This is a genomic window from Microcella sp., assembly GCF_033763155.1.
GTDB lineage: Bacteria > Actinomycetota > Actinomycetes > Actinomycetales > Microbacteriaceae > Microcella.
On record NZ_JANRKZ010000039.1, the window covers coordinates 23,221 to 37,988 of the forward strand.

A 14,768-nucleotide genomic window follows, 5' to 3' on the forward strand; every position below is an offset into this window, starting at 1 on the left:
GTCACATCTTTCAGCCTGTCAGTCACCGGCCGGCAGGCCAAAACGAGGTCTGCCGGCCGGTGTGCACGGCGGGAGCCTAAACGCGTAACGTGCCCGGCTCGAAGGAAATCACTGTTCCTTCAAGGAGGTGTTGTGCATATTCAGTCAACTCAGGCTCCGATACATCTGCACCTTCACTTCGAAATGCACGAGCTACCTCAGACTTCACCGAGTCCAGGTCGCGACCTTCGGCGGTTCTCGCAATCTCGCTGAACCTCCGATTGAGTTTTCGTGCGGTGTCTCGCATTGCGGAGTTGACTTCGCGATTCATCTCCCTTTCGAGGGCGCGTTTATCGAACTGCATGTTGATGTCGAATTTCATAGATATCTGCCTTTCACCCGAGCGGGCGAACAAGCAGCAAAGAGCCCAAACGCTGACGAGGTCACGCCGGCTGGTGCCACTGATCAGGTCGCACACCCGGGCGGCATGAGAGTCACCTGCCGCCCGGGCATTCCGATCTAGCCCTTGCCGAGGGTCGACGCAGCCTTCGACTGGGCCGACTTGCTCGACGAGTTCGACGCGAGAGTCTTACCCGCCTTCGAGAGCTGGGCCTTCGAGGGTGTCGCCGACTTGGATGACTTGGTCATCGATCGACTCCTTCCTGCTGAGCGTTGGCAGGTCGCCTCCACCGTCAAAAATCGCCCGGTGGCGCAGAGGCCATGGGGCCTCTAGAGTCAGAGAGTCCCGTAAAGACATCTCGGCCCTGATCTGCGGCATCCAGACCTCGTTCTGCTGGTGCAGATCAGGGCCTTTCTGTTGCTTGAGACTTTACCGGCGCATGCCGACACGTCTTTAGGCGACCTCGCCTGTTGCATGTGGAAAACCTGCGTGGCCAGAACCTCACAGCAACGCCAATTCCCCGATAATCCCGGGCTTTTCGCGCAATCGACGCAATACGTGTGGAAAGAGCGATAGTTGTCCCCAAGGGCCAGCGCACTTATCCCCATGTTGTCCACAGCGCAGAGCTGGAGAGATCCGTTTTCGATACGGCGTGTCGCGGGTGCTTAAGGCCCGAATCAGCTCGTGAACGGGTTGTAGGGGCGCCCGCCTTCAACGATCTCGCGGTTGAGACCCGTGAGGCGCGTGACGAGTTCGATGGGGTCCTGGGCGACCGATGCCGGCCAGCCGTACGCGGCGGCCACGGCGACGTCGAGCTTCTTGTGCAGGACGGCGAGGTCAGTGAAGCCGCCGGCGTCCATCAGGTTGTAGAGCGCCGTCAGGCCCATGTTGTGCTCGAGACATAGCTCGCTTCGACGCGCATAGAGGTCGGATGCTGCGGTCGCCACCGCGTGCCGCTGGTCGTCGCTGACGGGGTCCGGCCAGGGGAAGGTTTCGAACACCGTGGTCGGCGTATAGCGCAGACGAGTCTCGAGTGTCGACGACTGCGTCCAAGCCCATGCGTCGTGCGCCTTCGAGAGCAGGATGCCCATGCTGTAGTCGTCGTCGAACGCGAAGACGTTGGTTGCGTTGCTCGCAAGAGTCCACGGCGCCTGCCAAGTCACGGTTAGTCGCTTGGCATGTCCGGCAACCGCCACGTAGCGATATTTTCCGTCGAGCGCTGCGCGCATGGCGCGCCGCGGCTCTGCGAATAGCCACCAAAGGTCCCGATAGATTTTTCGGTTGTTCTTCTCGCGAATCGGCTTGACGAAGCGACGTACGTGAGCCATTGGAGATTGGAACCTGACGGCCTCTTCGAGCGTGCGAAGGCCGAAGTCAATTGTCCAACGACTGGGCGACTGATCAACACGATCAGTGATGTCCTTTGCCGTCAGGTAGGGCCTCACGACCGTGCGATTGACTTCTTCTTCCGAGAGAAAGGACTGAGCCTGAGTTGAGGAGATCAGAAGGTCCTTGGCCTTCGGGCTCGGCCCCTCGAAGCACTTTCCCTTGTTCGGGCCGAGGGTCTTCGGCCTCCAGCTCGTCGAGCCCACCTCCCGAAGCGAGCTGGAGATGCCGGACACCTCCTCGCCATCCAGCACGAATCGCCCGACAGGTGTTGTTGGCTGCTTGATCCAATTCACGATGCTGACGTGAACTTTTGCGTCGCCGGGCCACTTCTGTGACGAAACCGCGTCGGTGATGACACCGCCGCGAAGCAGAACATAGTCAAGTGAGGCATCGCGACCGGTGTTCTGGCTAACGGAGTTTGTGCCTACCAGTCCAGCACGCTGGCCGGGCTTCAGTTGGTCATGTGCTTTACGGAACCAGTAAGTGCAGAGGTCCCGAATCCCAGTCCCGAAACGCTTCTTGAGCCATTCCGCATATTCATCGCCGAGCTTCGAGCGAATTTGCCCCCCACCAACGAACGGCGGGTTGCCGATGATGGTGTCGACCTCAGGCCAGTCGGCCTGCAGTGCGTCGATCGCGCGAACGCCCGACAGGTCGGTGAGCGGCAGTACGGGTTCGGCCGGCCCGAACCGGTCGACCATCTGTCGGTGGCCCATCCAGAGCGTGATGCGCGCGACCATGACGGCGACCTGCTCGATGTCGATTCCCTTGATGTTGCTGAGCGGGTAGAAGGGCAGGTCGGCTGCGGCGGGTTCGCCCTGCTCGGCACACAGGCGCGCATACCGCTGCTTGAGTTCGTGCTCGAGGCCGCGCAACTCGCGGTAGGCGATGTACAAGAAGTTGCCGCATCCGCAGGCGGGGTCGAGCACTCGAAACGTCACCAGTTCGTCGAGTAGCGCGCGCACCTCGGCGGGTGTCGACGTGGCATCGACTCGATCTCGCCACGGCCGCACGATCGTGGGCGCGACGATCTTCATGATGTCGGCCTCGTGCGTGTAGTGGGCTCCGAGACGTTCGCGGCGCTCGTCGCCGAGAATGCCCTCCATGAGCGAGCCGAAGATCGTGGGGTCAACGGCGCGCCAGTCGAACTCTGAGGCCTTCTTGAGGTGCTCAAGTTCGGGCTTGGTCATGAGCACCTTGGCGGGCCGCGCAAAGAGTTCACCGTTGACGTAGCGCGTGCCCGCGTAGCGGCCCTGACGGTTGTGGTCGCCCTTCTGATTCAGCAGCTCGAATAGGTAACCGATGTCACGCGCGCTGTCGGGCTGGGCTGAGGCGAGTAGCTCGAGAATGGTCGACTGCAGTGGGTAGCCGTCGAGCATGCCGAGGTCTTCGGCGAAGAGGCACCATACCAACTGCATCGTAAAGCGCTGAATCTCGTCGATGGGGGCAGCAGCGCGGTCAGCGAGCGAGGTGTAAAGGTCAGCGATGTGGCGGGCCGCGTCGGTCGTCAGCTCTCGGCGGTGCTCGGCGAAGACGGGCTCGATGGTCTCGCTCTGCAAGAACAGCAGCGAGTCATAGCGGTCAGGCAGTTCGGCGAGGGTGAACCGAGCGCGGGCTTCACCCGGAAACCGCCCTGGCTCCCAGATTTCGAACTCGCGAAAGTTGCACGCGATCACCCACCGCGCGGCCGGGATGCCCGCCGCGGGGTTCGACGATTCGAGCCAGTACCGCTGCCGCTGGTCGCGGGCCTTCTCGAGCTCGACCGTCGGCGCCTTCATCTCGACGATGAGCACGCCGGGCCAGTGCAGATCCATAAAACCGGCCGAGGTCGCGAAGTCTTCGAACAGCGCCCCGACCTCGCCGCGGTCGCTGCCGTAACAGGCGAACAACTCGTTGAGGAAGGTCTGCGCTTCAGCCTTCTCGGTGCCCGCGAAGCCCGACCACTTGGTGACGAAGGCGGCGAGGGCCGCCTGAATCTCGAGACCGCTGCGCACGGCTAGATGAGTCGCAGGGTGTCGCCGGCGTAGTAGGTGTCGTGCATGAAGCGTTTGTGGTTGCGCTCGAGGTCGGCGATGAGCTCGGTGAGCGCGAGTTCGACGTTGTGGTCGCCGCCTGACTTGCGTACGCGCTGTAGTGCCTTTTTGGCCCGCGCGAGGGTGTGCTCGAGATTGAGCAACACGTCGCTGATCTCGCCGAGGGCTTGCTCGCGCGCGACCTCGGCAGGGCTGCGGTCGCCTGCTGCTGCGGTGCTCATGAAACCCCCTGAATGCGCGTGCCGACGAGGTGCCGAACGAGGGCCAGTCTACGGCGCGGCACCGACGTGCGGGTTGGTTCGAGCATCCGCGTCGCGAAGAATCGGCCTAGGGTCGAGTCGTGGACGAGACGCAGGATGCAACGGAAGGGAGTGGCCCGGCCGAAGAGCCCGAGCCGACCCTGGAGTGGACGACCCACGGCCTGGGCCCCTGGAAGGGCGAGTGGCCGGACGACCCGCGACTCGACCCCGAGCTGCTGGCCAACGGCGACACCCGCAACGTCATCGATCGCTACCGATACTGGAGCATGAGCGCGATCGTCGCCGATCTCGACGCGCGCCGGCACCCGTTTCACGTGGCGATCGAGAATTGGCAGCACGACATGAACATCGGGTCGATCGTGCGCAGCGCCAATGCCTTTCTCGCCGCCGAAGTGCACATCGTCGGCCGACGCCGCTGGAACAAGCGCGGCGCCATGGTCACCGACCGCTACCAGCACGTTTCGCACCACGAGACCATCGATGACCTCGTCGCGTTCGCTCGCGCGCACGACCTGCCGATCGTCGCGATCGACAATGTCGAGGGGTCGCGGCCCGTGGATGCTGCGCCGCTGCCGCGCGCGTGCATCCTGCTCTTCGGCCAAGAGGGCCCGGGCCTGTCGCCCGAAGCGCTCGCCGCCGCCGACGAGGTCGTCGAGATCACGCAGTATGGCTCGACGCGCTCGATCAACGCGAGCGCGGCGGCCGCGATCATCATGCACGAGTGGGTGCGGGCGCACGCTCGCTCGTGATCAGCATCCCGTGGCGGTCGGCTCTTGACGGCGCCCGCCGCAGCCGATGGACTGTGCCCATGACCGTGATCACCGATGATCTGCCCGCTCAACTCATCCGCCACGAGCACGAGCTGTGGGAGGCGATGCGGCACGGCGACGGCGGCAGCCACCTGCAAAAAGCGATGACGACGGATGCCGTGCTCATCGACGACGGATCACTCGTCGAGCGTTCCGCGGCGATCGTGGCCCTCGACGGCACGACGTGGGGCGAGGCGACCATGAGCGACCAACGTGTCGTGCGCCTCGGCGATCGGGCCGCGATGCTGGCCTACCGGTTGCGCAGCACGCGCGACGGATCACCCGTCGACATGTGGGCCACCACGACCTACGTCTACAGCGAGGGCCGCTGGCGCGTGGGTGCGCACCAGCAGTCGCCCGCGGCCGACTAGGAACGCCGCCGGCTAGCGCGTCACGCGGCGCAGGCGGATCGGGCCTTTCGCCGTCGAAGGGTCGACAATCCGGCCGCCCTGCGTAATCTCGACCTCGCCCGCGGCGACGAGGCGCCGGGCAGCGCGCCGCGCGGGCTCCATGAGGTCGCGCCAGGCGTCATCGTCACTACCCGCGACCGCCCGCGCCGCTTCGCTCGGGCAGATGGTTGCTCCCGCGGCGCGACCGCTCAGCATGCTCCGGATGCTCTCTTCGAGCGCCCGATCCACGGGCCGCACCCCGCGAGCGCGGCACGCGTCGCTGCACCAACGCACGGAATCCCAGTCGCGCGCCCACTTCGCCCGCCACTCGATGCGGCGGCCGCACGAGCCGCAGACTTTCTCGGCGCGCTCGGCGGCGGATTCTTCGCCACGCTCACGCTGCCGCCCCATGTCGAGAGTCTTGTCGATGGAGCCGAGTAGTCGCCGTGACGATTGCCGGGGGCGAGGGTGACGGGTTACTCAGCCGACGATGGTGCGTTCGGCCCAGAAGACGGGGTTAACGGCTCGAATCTCATCCCCCTCGCGGAGAACCTCGATAGCCGAGCTAGTGCCGTCAGCGCGCGTGAACGTCACGATCATCGAACCGCTGTGTGACGGCTCGACAGACAGGTCGGCACGAGACCATGCAGAAACGACCTCGGGCTGTGAACCGTATTCCGCGAGACTTCTCTCGCACATGGTGTGATCTGCGGCGAATTCATCGCAGAAGGTCTCGACATCGACGTCATCTGTCAGCTCGATCAGGCGATTCGTGAAGTCTCGCGCATCCGCTTCCGTGAGGGCGTGCGCATCTGAGGGAAGCGCGAAGGTCGTGGCCGCCCACCACGCCACCACCGCTATGGCCAGTATCGCCAGCAACTTCATGAGCAGCTCACCATTTACCGAAAGAGTTTGTGACGTCGACGCACCTCAATCTATGGCCACGACCCAGCCGGTCACAGTCCTCACAAAGGAGGACGAGCCCGACGCTCGCGCGCGAGCAACAGCCCGACCGCGGCAAGCACGGCCACGGCGATCGCGGTGCCACCAAACAGCAGCAATGCTCCGCCGGCCTCGTAGGCGAGCCCCGAGAAGGCTGCGGCGACGGTCGCGGCCGCGAGTCCAATGCCGCGCAGCAGCCCCTGCGCCGAGCCCGCACGGGCCGGGTCGACCGCGTGTGCCATCGCGGCCGCAGCGCCGATGAAGGCGAGCGCCTGGCCCGTCGACTCGACGAAACCCATGCCCGTGGCGATGAAGGGGTTGCCCACCACGCCATAGAGCGTCACGATCGGCAGCAAGATGAGCAGGCCGCGTGCATAGGCGGCGACGCCCCCGCGGCGGTCGGCGAGACGACCCGCCCACCCGGCAACGAGCACGTAGGGCACCGCGAAGAGTGCATAGCTCGCGGCGGTCAGCACGGGGTCAGCGCCGATGTCGGCCATGAAGCGCGGCCAGACGCCGTCGTACGCTCCGGTCGGCACCATGACGGCGGCATAGAGCAACACGATGCCGATGATGCGGGGTGAGCGCAGCAAGTCGAGGCTCGAGCGGGGCGGCCCGGCTCCAAAGCGCAGAGTGCGGTCAGCATCCGTGCCATCGAAGCCGATGACGCCAGCGGCGATACCCCCGGTGGGCGGATGCGCCTCATCGAACACCGCCGGGGCCGTCTCGCGAAAGCCCACGAGCACGGGCACGAGGGCCACGAGCACGATGGCGGCTGAGACAGCGAGAATCGCGCTCGGGCCGGCAAACGAGAGGGCAAGGCCCGAGGCGAGCGGGCCCACGGCGATGCCCGCGAGTTCGGCGGCGCCGAGGCGGCCGAGCAGCTCGCCGCTGCGGGCGTGGTCGTGACGCACGATGAGCGCGCTCGCGGCGATGACGAAGATGCCGAAGCCAAAGCCGCCGACCGCACGGCCGATGATGAGTTGCCAGCCCTCGACCGAGATGGCGCTGATCGCGAGCGAACCGGCAACCATGACAACACCAATGACGGCCATGAGCCGTGCGTGACCGCGGTCGGCCGCAGGAGCGACGAGAAGTTCGGCGATGAGCGCGGAGGCAAAACCGGCGGCCGCGAGATAGCCGATCTCGGCGGTGCTGACGCCGAGCGAGCCCTGCAGGGCCGGGATCAACGGGAAGATGACGAACGAGGCCGATGAGAGCACGACCATGGCTGCCACGACGCTCGGCACGAGAAGTCGTGCTTGCCTGTGGTGCGCGTTCATGATGACGAGTCTCCTGGATTCGAATTGTCCAACTGGACAATAACGCTAGCACCGCTTATCCGTTTGGACAATATCGTGCGGTCGCGCCGTATGCTCGACGGGTGCATGAACTCCGCAAGGTTCCCGAGCGCAAGAGCTCTGATGAGCGCCGCGACGAGATCGTGCGTGCGACTCTGCGCGTGGTCGCCGTCAAGGGTTTCGCGGGCGTCACGCTGCGCGAAGTCGCCACCGAGGTGGGCGTCGTGCATGGGCTCATTCGCCACTACTTCTCGACCCGTGACGACCTCGTCGCCGCCGCGTTTGACTTCGCCGTGACGAGCGAGCTCGCGAGTGACCGCGCAATGCTCGACGGACTCGAGCCCGTCGCGGCGCTCGCCGGGTGGCTCGCCTCCACCCCCGAAGACCACTACCGCGTGTGGATCGACGCGTGGAGCGAAGCGGGCCGCACGCCGGCGCTTGCCGCTGCGCTCGACCGACACCATCGTGACTGCGAGCGCATCCTCACGACCGTGATTGAACGGGTCGTGGATGCGGGGCTCGGGTCGAGCGCCAACCCCGCGGCCGACTCACGCTTGTTGACCGCCGTCGCCGACGGCGTTGCCGTGCAGCACCACGGAATCGCGGCCATTGGTGTGGCCGAGGCCAACGACATCGTGTTCGGCGTGGCCGAGCGCCAGTTGGGGCTCGCGCCCGGCAGCTTGGCTCGCGCCAACCCCGTGCCCGCCCGCGGCCAGTGGGCCGAGGGCGCTGCCCTGCTCGCTCGATAGACTCAAGGGCAAGCCCTCACCATCTCTCGAAGGGACCACCCATGCCTGCCGTCGTCATCATCGGCGCCCAGTGGGGCGATGAAGGAAAAGGCAAGGCCACCGACCTGCTCGCGGGCCGCATCGACTACGTCGTCAAGTTCAACGGCGGCAACAACGCGGGTCACACGGTCGTCGTCGGCGACGAGAAGTATGCGCTGCACTTGCTGCCGAGCGGCATTCTGACCGAGGGCGTCACGCCCATCATCTCCAACGGCGTGGTCGTCGACATCGAGGTGCTGTTCGGTGAGCTCGATGCGCTGAGCGCGCGCGGCGTCGACGTTTCGCGACTGCTTATCAGTGCCAATGCGCACGTCATCACGCACTATCACCGCACGATCGACAAGGTCACCGAGCGCTTTCTCGGCAAGCGGCAGATTGGCACGACGGGCCGCGGCATCGGCCCCGCGTACGCCGACAAGATCAACCGCGTGGGCATCCGCATTCAAGATCTCTTCGACGAGAACATCTTGCGCCAGAAGGTCGAAGGCGCCCTCAACATCAAGAACCACTTGCTCGTGAAGGTCTACAACCGCCGCGCGATCGGCGCTGACGAGGTCGTCGACGAGTTGCTGAGCTACGCCGAGCGGTTGCGGCCCATGGTTGTTGACACCGCGCTCGTGCTGCACCAAGCGCTCGAGCGCGGTGAGACCGTGCTTTTCGAGGGTGGCCAGGCCACGATGCTCGACGTCGACCACGGCACCTACCCCTTCGTCACATCGTCGAGCTCGACGGCGGGCGGCGCGGCCACGGGCTCGGGCATCGGCCCCAATCGCATCGATCGCGTCATCGGCATCGTCAAGGCCTACACGACACGCGTCGGCGCTGGTCCCTTCCCCACCGAGCTGTTCGACGAGTCGGGCGAGTTCTTGCGCAAGACGGGCTTCGAGTTCGGTACGACGACGGGTCGCCCGCGGCGCTGCGGGTGGTACGACGCCCCCATCGCGCGCTACACGGCGCGCATCAACGGAGTGACCGACTTCGTCATGACCAAGCTCGACGTGCTCACGGGGCTCGAGAGCATCCCGGTCTGCGTTGCCTACGACGTCGACGGTGTGCGCGTTGACGAGGTGCCCGTCTCGCAGAGCGATTTTCACCACGCCGTGCCGATCTACGAGAACTTTCCGGGCTGGTCAGAAGACATCTCGGGCGCCCGCACCTTCGACGAGCTGCCGAAGAACGCGCAAGACTACGTGCTCGCAATCGAGGCCATGAGTGGCGCCCGCATCTCGGCCATCGGTGTCGGCCCCGCGCGTGACGCGATCGTCGTGCGGCACGACCTTCTCGGCTGAGCGTGACTGCCCGCGACCTTCCCTACGTCGCGCTCGAGGGGCACGGTGTGCGGCTCGAGCCTTTTGAGCCCGCGCACCTGGCGGGCCTCACCGCCGCGCTCGGCCGGCCCGAGGTCTTCGCGGGCGGCTGGGGCGGCGGCCCCGCGGCTGCGCGCACGGGCGACGCGTTTGCCGAGTGGCTTCCGACCTACCTGCGAATCGGGCGCGCCCACGTCTATGTCGTGACGGATGCTGCGCACACCGTCATCGGCACCTCCACGATTCTCGACCTCAACCCCGGCGCCGAGTCGGCCCACATCGGCTACACCGCCTACGCACCCGAGCACTGGGGATCATCCGTCAACCCCGCGTGCAAACTCTTGCTGCTCGGCCACCTTGTCGAGCACGGGTACGGCCGCATCAAACTGCAGGCCGACGTGCTCAACGAGCGGTCGCGTGCGGGCATCGTCAAGCTCGGCGGCCAGTTTGAAGGCATCGCGCGCCGCGACCAGCCGCGCGCTGATGGGTCATGGCGTGACACGGCCATCTATTCGATCGTGATCGACGAGTGGCCCGCCGTTCGGGAAGGCCTGCTGCGCCGCCTGCGCTCACCGAGCGCTTAAGCGACCGAGGCGAACCAGAGCACGCCGAGCCACACGCCGAGCGCGATTCCGCCTCCGGCGACGCTCGCACTCAGCACCCAGTCGCCGATACTCGGATGGTTGTCGCCCGGCTCGCGCGGGGGTCGCCGCGAGAGCACGTGACCGCGCGCGGGTCGTGCCTCCCAGAATGCGCGGCCCGCAGCGTCGACGCGGCCCAACAGCATGCGTTGCGGTGCCGCGGGCAACACGAGCACGAGCGGGGCGAGCCCCATCGCGGCGAAGAGAATGCCGATGAAGAGTCCGGTCAGGTCGCCGTACTCGATGAGCGAGCGAAAGAACACGACGGCGAGGCTGACGAACAGACCCGGCCACGCGAACAGCAAGATGGCAGCCCCGAAGCCCTGCGCAAGCCACGCGCCGAGAAACACCGCGCCGATTCCGACGAACACACTCCACGGAGTGAAGAGGACGATCGCGTCGGTGCACTCGACCGCGATCTCATAGGGGCCTCCGCGGGCGCAGGATCCCCCCAGGTCGGCGAGCGCGCTGACCGATTGAAACAGCAGCGTCAGGGCAAGGGCGAGCGAGAACCAGCTGAAGAGCGACCCGAACACGCGAGTGGCGGCCGTGTCGCGCCACGCGCCGCGCGAGCGAGCATCCGTCGTCATGGCGACACTCTAGAGGTGAGCGCTCGCCGCGATACAGTCAAGCCATGGATGACGCCGCCATGGTCGAGCTCACGTCGCTGCGCCGCAGCATCGACAACATTGACGCCGCGCTGATTCACTTGCTCGCCGAGCGCTTCAAGAGCACGCAAGCGGTGGGCCGGTTGAAGGCGGCGACCAATATGCCGCCGAGTGATCCCGAGCGCGAGCGCGTGCAGATCGAGCGGCTGCGGGCGCTCGCGACCGAGGCGCAGCTCGACCCCGCGTTCGCCGAGAAGTGGTTCAACTTCATCGTCGCCGAGGTCATTCACCACCACGAGCAGATCGCTACCACGGGCACGATCACGACTGAGCATTAGCGGGTTTCTGCCGTCGCGACAGCGGGCCACCGAGGGTGCCGGTGCACGGCAGTAGTCTCGCGAGGTGACCAACGACGCTCCTGCCGCCCCGCCCCGCACGTCTGACGCGTGGATCGCGGTGCAGTTCACCCTCGCGGGTGTCGTGTGGGGCGCGAGTTTCTTGTTCATCGCGCTCGCGCTCGAGGGCCTGTCACCGGTGCAGGTCGCCACGGGTCGCACGCTCTTCGGGGCCATCACTTTGGGGCTCATCGCGCTCGTCACGCGCGACCGTTTGCCGCGATCGCGGCGCGTGTGGGCGCACTTGGCGCTGCTCTCGGTGACGTTCGCGGTCATCCCGTATCAGCTCTTCGCGTGGGCACAGCAATACGTATCGTCGGGCGTCGCGAGCATCTTCAACGCCACAACACCCATCATGACGGCGCTCATCGCGGGGCTCGCGTTTCGCATCGAGAAGCTCACGCGTGAGCAAGTGCTCGGCATCGTCGTGGGCATCATCGGTGTGGTCGTGATCGTCGGGCCCTGGCAGGGTATTGAGCCCGGAACGGGCGGCCTGGTTCCGTACATCGCCTTGCTCGGCGCGACCGCCTGCTATGGCTTCAGCCTCTCGTACATGCGTCGCTTCTTGAGCAACAGCGGCGTGAGCGCGATTGTCTTTAGCTTCGTCATGATCGGCCTCGCGGCGGTGTGGATGCTCATGCTCACGCCCATCGTGGGGGCCCAGCCCATCACGCTCACGCCCACCGTGCTCATCGCGATCGTGTTGCTCGGAGCCCTCGGCACGGGTCTCGCCTACGCCTGGAACCAAAACGTCGTGCGCGCGTGGGGACCAACTCGCGCCGCGACGGTCACCTACATCTCGCCGCCCGTTGGCGTGCTGTTGGGCGTGCTCATTCTCGGCGAGGTGCTCGTCTGGAACGAGCCTGTTGGTGCCGTGCTCGTTATCCTCGGCGTGCTGCTGGCGCAGCGGCGGCTGCGGCTGTTTCGCCGGCCCCAGCCGACCGCGACACCAGACGGTGCGTGACTTCGAGCACGACAGAACCAACCGCACTTGCTCCCACCGCGACGAGCACGAGCTCAAGCGGCGGAGCGCCGAGCTGCAAGAAGTCGGTGACGATCGGAATCGAGAGCACGACGCCGAGCCCGAGATCAGCGGCGACCACGACAATGCTCGTGATGAGCGTGAACGGCCGCGACAAGATCACGAGCACCCAGAGGGCCGTGAGTGTGAGCGTGATGACGGCGGTCGTCTGCACGACCGGCGCTGCGTACCCGCCCAGGTAGGCGTAGGCAACGACCGAGAGCAGCGTGCCGCCCACGATGAGTCCTGACGGAATGCAGAACCGCGCCGCACGCCGCAAGAAGCCGGGTCGGTAGCGCTGGATGTTGGGCAGCAGCGCGAGCACGAGCGCCGGCAGCCCGATTGTGAGGCCGTCGACGATCGACAGTTGCCGCGGCAAGAACGGGAAGGGCCACAACAACAGCCCGAAGACGACGGCGAACAGAATGGCGTAGGTCGTCTTCGACAGAAACAGTTTGGCGAGGCGCTCGACGTTGGCGATGACCTGGCGCCCTTCGGCCACGACCCGTGGCAGCCGGCTGAACTGACCATCGAGCAGCACGAGCCGCGCAACAGCGCGCGTCGCCGCGGCACCCGAGCCCATAGCAATGCCGAGGTCGGCGTGCTTGAGCGCGAGCGCGTCATTGACACCGTCACCCGTCATCGCGACCGTGTGGCCCAGGCGTTGCAGCGAGAGCACCATGGCCTTCTTCTGCTCGGGCGTCACCCGCCCAAACACGCGGTGCTCAGCCATGATGGCGTCGAGCTCAGCCTCCTCCGCGGGCAACTGACGCGCGTCGAACCCGGGTCCGTCGTGGTGGATGCCCGCCTCGCGCGCGACCGCGGCCACCGTGCGCGGGTCATCACCCGAGATGACGCACAGCTCGACCGCTTGCTCGCGAAAGTAGCTGAGCGTCTCATGCGCGTCGTCGCGCACCTTCTCGCGGAACGACACGAGGGCGACGGCGCGCACGCCGACGGGCAACTCGGGCTCGGGAGCCCGCTCACCGTCGGCAGTCTCGACGGGCGGGTCGAGCACGACCTCGGTGCGCGCGAGTACGACCGTGCGCTGGCCCGCGGTGGCGCGCTCGGCGAACCGGGCGAGAGCATCCGTCGCATCGGGAACGGAAGCGAGCACAATGTCGGGCGCGCCCATGACCCAGGTGCCGCGCGCGGGGCCGTCGGCGAACGAGACGGCGCTCCACTTGCGGCGGCTCGAGAACTCGATGGCGCGAACGGGGTGCTCGGTGGGCGGTGTCGTGAAGCGCTCGGCGAGGGCGCGGGCCGTGGCGTTGGCGTCGCGGTCGGCGCCCATCCACGCGAGCACGGCCGCAGCTGCGGGGTCGAGGTCGGTATCGGTGAGGGGGTCAACCGTGTCCCCCGCTGTCGAGCTCGCAAACGGCTCAACCGAGTCGAACACCATGCGGCCCTCGGTGAGCGTGCCGGTCTTGTCGAGGCACAGCATGTCGACGCGCGCGAGGCCCTCCACGGCCGCGAGCTCTTGTACGAGCACTTCGCGCCGCGCGAGCTTGACGGCACCGACGGCGAGGGCGACGCTCGTCATGAAGACGAGCCCCTGCGGAATCATCGCGATGAGGCTCGCGGCCGAGCCGACCGTGGCTTCGCGCCAGGCGCCCGTGGCAATCGCGACCTCCCAGCCACCGACGGCCTGCATCTGCCCATTGACGACGATCGCGCCCACCGGCAGCAGAGCGATGGTGATCCACTTAATGATGCGCGCGATGCCACTGCGCAGCTCGCTGCGCACGAGCGAAAACTGCTTGGCTTCGGCCGTGATGCGCGCAGCGTAGGAGTCGGCGCCCACGCGGATGACCCGCGCAAGCCCGCTGCCCGCCACGACACTCGAGCCCGACATGAGCTCGCGCCCCGCGGGAGACGCCACCGGATCGGCCTCACCGGTGAGCAGTGACTCGTCAACGTCGAGTCCGTGCGCTTCGAGCACGACGGCATCGGCCGTCACTTGGTCGCCCGCCGCGAGCACGAACACGTCGTCGAGCACGACCTGGCCGACGGCGACCTCGCTGACGACACCGTCGCGCAGCACGCGCGCTTTCGGGGCGTTGAGCACGGCGAGACGACTGAGGGTGAGCTTGGCGCGAAACTCTTGCGCCACCCCGATGACGACGTTGGCGATGACGAAGAACCCGAACAGCGCGTCTTGCCAATAGCCCAGCACGAGCAGCAGAGCAAAGCTGCCGCCCACGATGAGGTTGAAGAGCGTGAACAGATTGGCCTGCATGATGCGCCAGAACGAGCGGCCCGTGTCGCTGGGCATCACATTGGTCTGCCCGAGCTGGATGCGCGAGCGCACCTCGTCGAGCGTCAGGCCGGCGGGGGAGCTTGCGCGCGTGGTGGTCACGAGCGCGAGCCTAGTGGGGAGGGCTATGTTGGCGGCCGAGCCGCCCCAGAGCCCCTAGCCGCCGACCAGCGCGCCGAAGCGCGCGGGCAACGTGTCGCGGTGCGCGTGACGCAGTTCGGCGAGCGAGAGCGTGAAGCGGTCTTGCAC

The 14,768-nt window shown here is 66.5% G+C and carries 16 protein-coding genes; 7 read left to right on the forward strand and 9 right to left on the reverse strand.

What is annotated here, in order from left to right; genetic code table 11:
• Positions 1-76: 76 nt before the first annotated feature.
• From SFU54_RS01640 to SFU54_RS01655, 4 genes are all read right to left on the reverse strand, one after another.
• On the reverse strand, positions 77-361 hold the full coding sequence (locus SFU54_RS01640) for a hypothetical protein (protein WP_319014573.1): 285 nt from the start codon (positions 359-361) through the stop codon (positions 77-79).
• Positions 362-498: 137 nt separating this feature from the next.
• Positions 499-627, reverse strand: a complete 129-nt coding sequence (locus SFU54_RS01645; RefSeq protein ID WP_319014574.1) for a hypothetical protein — start codon at positions 625-627, stop codon at positions 499-501.
• Positions 628-1,056: 429 nt separating this feature from the next.
• On the reverse strand, positions 1,057-3,762 hold the full coding sequence (locus SFU54_RS01650; protein WP_319014575.1) for a DNA methyltransferase: 2,706 nt from the start codon (positions 3,760-3,762) through the stop codon (positions 1,057-1,059).
• A 2-nt stretch (positions 3,763-3,764) separates the two neighbouring features.
• Entirely contained in the window at positions 3,765-4,022 is a 258-nt protein-coding gene (locus tag SFU54_RS01655) for a hypothetical protein (protein WP_319014576.1), read from the reverse strand.
• 179 nt (positions 4,023-4,201) lie between these two features.
• On the opposite strand from SFU54_RS01655, the gene SFU54_RS01660 reads away from it, so the two are divergent.
• Both SFU54_RS01660 and SFU54_RS01665 read left to right on the forward strand, forming a co-directional pair.
• Entirely contained in the window at positions 4,202-4,810 is a 609-nt protein-coding gene (locus SFU54_RS01660; protein ID WP_319014590.1) for a TrmH family RNA methyltransferase, read from the forward strand.
• Positions 4,811-4,869: 59 nt separating this feature from the next.
• Positions 4,870-5,241: a nuclear transport factor 2 family protein gene (locus tag SFU54_RS01665; protein ID WP_319014577.1), complete on the forward strand. Its 372-nt coding sequence runs from the start codon at positions 4,870-4,872 to the stop codon at positions 5,239-5,241.
• Positions 5,242-5,253: 12 nt separating this feature from the next.
• On the opposite strand, the gene SFU54_RS01670 is transcribed toward SFU54_RS01665, so the two are convergent.
• The 3 genes from SFU54_RS01670 to SFU54_RS01680 form a co-directional block, all read right to left on the reverse strand.
• Positions 5,254-5,670: a DUF3253 domain-containing protein gene (locus SFU54_RS01670; protein WP_319014578.1), complete on the reverse strand. Its 417-nt coding sequence runs from the start codon at positions 5,668-5,670 to the stop codon at positions 5,254-5,256.
• A 69-nt stretch (positions 5,671-5,739) separates the two neighbouring features.
• The gene (locus tag SFU54_RS01675) at positions 5,740-6,144 is read right to left on the reverse strand and encodes a hypothetical protein (protein ID WP_319014579.1); all 405 of its coding nucleotides are present in this window, start codon (positions 6,142-6,144) and stop codon (positions 5,740-5,742) included.
• 80 nt (positions 6,145-6,224) lie between these two features.
• Positions 6,225-7,484, reverse strand: a complete 1,260-nt coding sequence (locus SFU54_RS01680) for an MFS transporter (protein ID WP_319014580.1) — start codon at positions 7,482-7,484, stop codon at positions 6,225-6,227.
• Positions 7,485-7,585: 101 nt separating this feature from the next.
• Between SFU54_RS01680 and SFU54_RS01685 the strand changes: the two genes are divergently transcribed.
• Genes SFU54_RS01685 through SFU54_RS01695 form a run of 3 tightly spaced genes read left to right on the forward strand, consistent with a single transcriptional unit; the run spans position 7,586 to position 10,181 of the window.
• The gene (locus SFU54_RS01685) at positions 7,586-8,251 is read left to right on the forward strand and encodes a TetR/AcrR family transcriptional regulator (protein ID WP_319014581.1); all 666 of its coding nucleotides are present in this window, start codon (positions 7,586-7,588) and stop codon (positions 8,249-8,251) included.
• A 41-nt stretch (positions 8,252-8,292) separates the two neighbouring features.
• The gene (locus SFU54_RS01690) at positions 8,293-9,579 is read left to right on the forward strand and encodes an adenylosuccinate synthase (protein WP_319014582.1); all 1,287 of its coding nucleotides are present in this window, start codon (positions 8,293-8,295) and stop codon (positions 9,577-9,579) included.
• A 2-nt stretch (positions 9,580-9,581) separates the two neighbouring features.
• Positions 9,582-10,181: a GNAT family protein gene (locus tag SFU54_RS01695; protein ID WP_319014583.1), complete on the forward strand. Its 600-nt coding sequence runs from the start codon at positions 9,582-9,584 to the stop codon at positions 10,179-10,181.
• On the opposite strand, the gene SFU54_RS01700 is transcribed toward SFU54_RS01695, so the two are convergent.
• On the reverse strand, positions 10,178-10,828 hold the full coding sequence (locus SFU54_RS01700; RefSeq protein ID WP_319014584.1) for a hypothetical protein: 651 nt from the start codon (positions 10,826-10,828) through the stop codon (positions 10,178-10,180). The genes SFU54_RS01695 and SFU54_RS01700 overlap by 4 nt on opposite strands.
• Before the next feature lie 44 nt (positions 10,829-10,872).
• Here SFU54_RS01700 and SFU54_RS01705 point away from each other — a divergent pair, with 44 nt between their 5' ends.
• A complete protein-coding gene (locus tag SFU54_RS01705; protein ID WP_319014585.1) occupies positions 10,873-11,184 on the forward strand; it encodes a chorismate mutase in 312 nt (103 codons plus the stop codon).
• A 64-nt stretch (positions 11,185-11,248) separates the two neighbouring features.
• Complete coding sequence (locus SFU54_RS01710; RefSeq protein ID WP_319014586.1) at positions 11,249-12,205, forward strand: DMT family transporter; 957 nt, start codon at positions 11,249-11,251, stop codon at positions 12,203-12,205.
• Here SFU54_RS01710 and SFU54_RS01715 read toward each other — a convergent pair.
• Positions 12,123-14,621 (reverse strand): HAD-IC family P-type ATPase, encoded by a 2,499-nt coding sequence (locus SFU54_RS01715; protein WP_319014587.1) that lies wholly within the window; start codon positions 14,619-14,621, stop codon positions 12,123-12,125. The genes SFU54_RS01710 and SFU54_RS01715 overlap by 83 nt on opposite strands.
• Between the last annotated feature and the right edge of the window lie 147 nt (positions 14,622-14,768).

Coding starts and splice junctions, on each gene's coding strand:
- SFU54_RS01640 (WP_319014573.1), bottom strand. CDS start 361: ATGAAATTCGACATCAACATGCAGTTCGATAAACGCGCCCTCGAAAGG.
- SFU54_RS01645 (WP_319014574.1), bottom strand. CDS start 627: ATGACCAAGTCATCCAAGTCGGCGACACCCTCGAAGGCCCAGCTCTCG.
- SFU54_RS01655 (WP_319014576.1), bottom strand. CDS start 4,022: ATGAGCACCGCAGCAGCAGGCGACCGCAGCCCTGCCGAGGTCGCGCGC.
- SFU54_RS01665 (WP_319014577.1), top strand. CDS start 4,870: ATGACCGTGATCACCGATGATCTGCCCGCTCAACTCATCCGCCACGAG.
- SFU54_RS01670 (WP_319014578.1), bottom strand. CDS start 5,670: ATGGGGCGGCAGCGTGAGCGTGGCGAAGAATCCGCCGCCGAGCGCGCC.
- SFU54_RS01675 (WP_319014579.1), bottom strand. CDS start 6,144: ATGAAGTTGCTGGCGATACTGGCCATAGCGGTGGTGGCGTGGTGGGCG.
- SFU54_RS01680 (WP_319014580.1), bottom strand. CDS start 7,484: ATGAACGCGCACCACAGGCAAGCACGACTTCTCGTGCCGAGCGTCGTG.
- SFU54_RS01690 (WP_319014582.1), top strand. CDS start 8,293: ATGCCTGCCGTCGTCATCATCGGCGCCCAGTGGGGCGATGAAGGAAAA.
- SFU54_RS01700 (WP_319014584.1), bottom strand. CDS start 10,828: ATGACGACGGATGCTCGCTCGCGCGGCGCGTGGCGCGACACGGCCGCC.
- SFU54_RS01705 (WP_319014585.1), top strand. CDS start 10,873: ATGGATGACGCCGCCATGGTCGAGCTCACGTCGCTGCGCCGCAGCATC.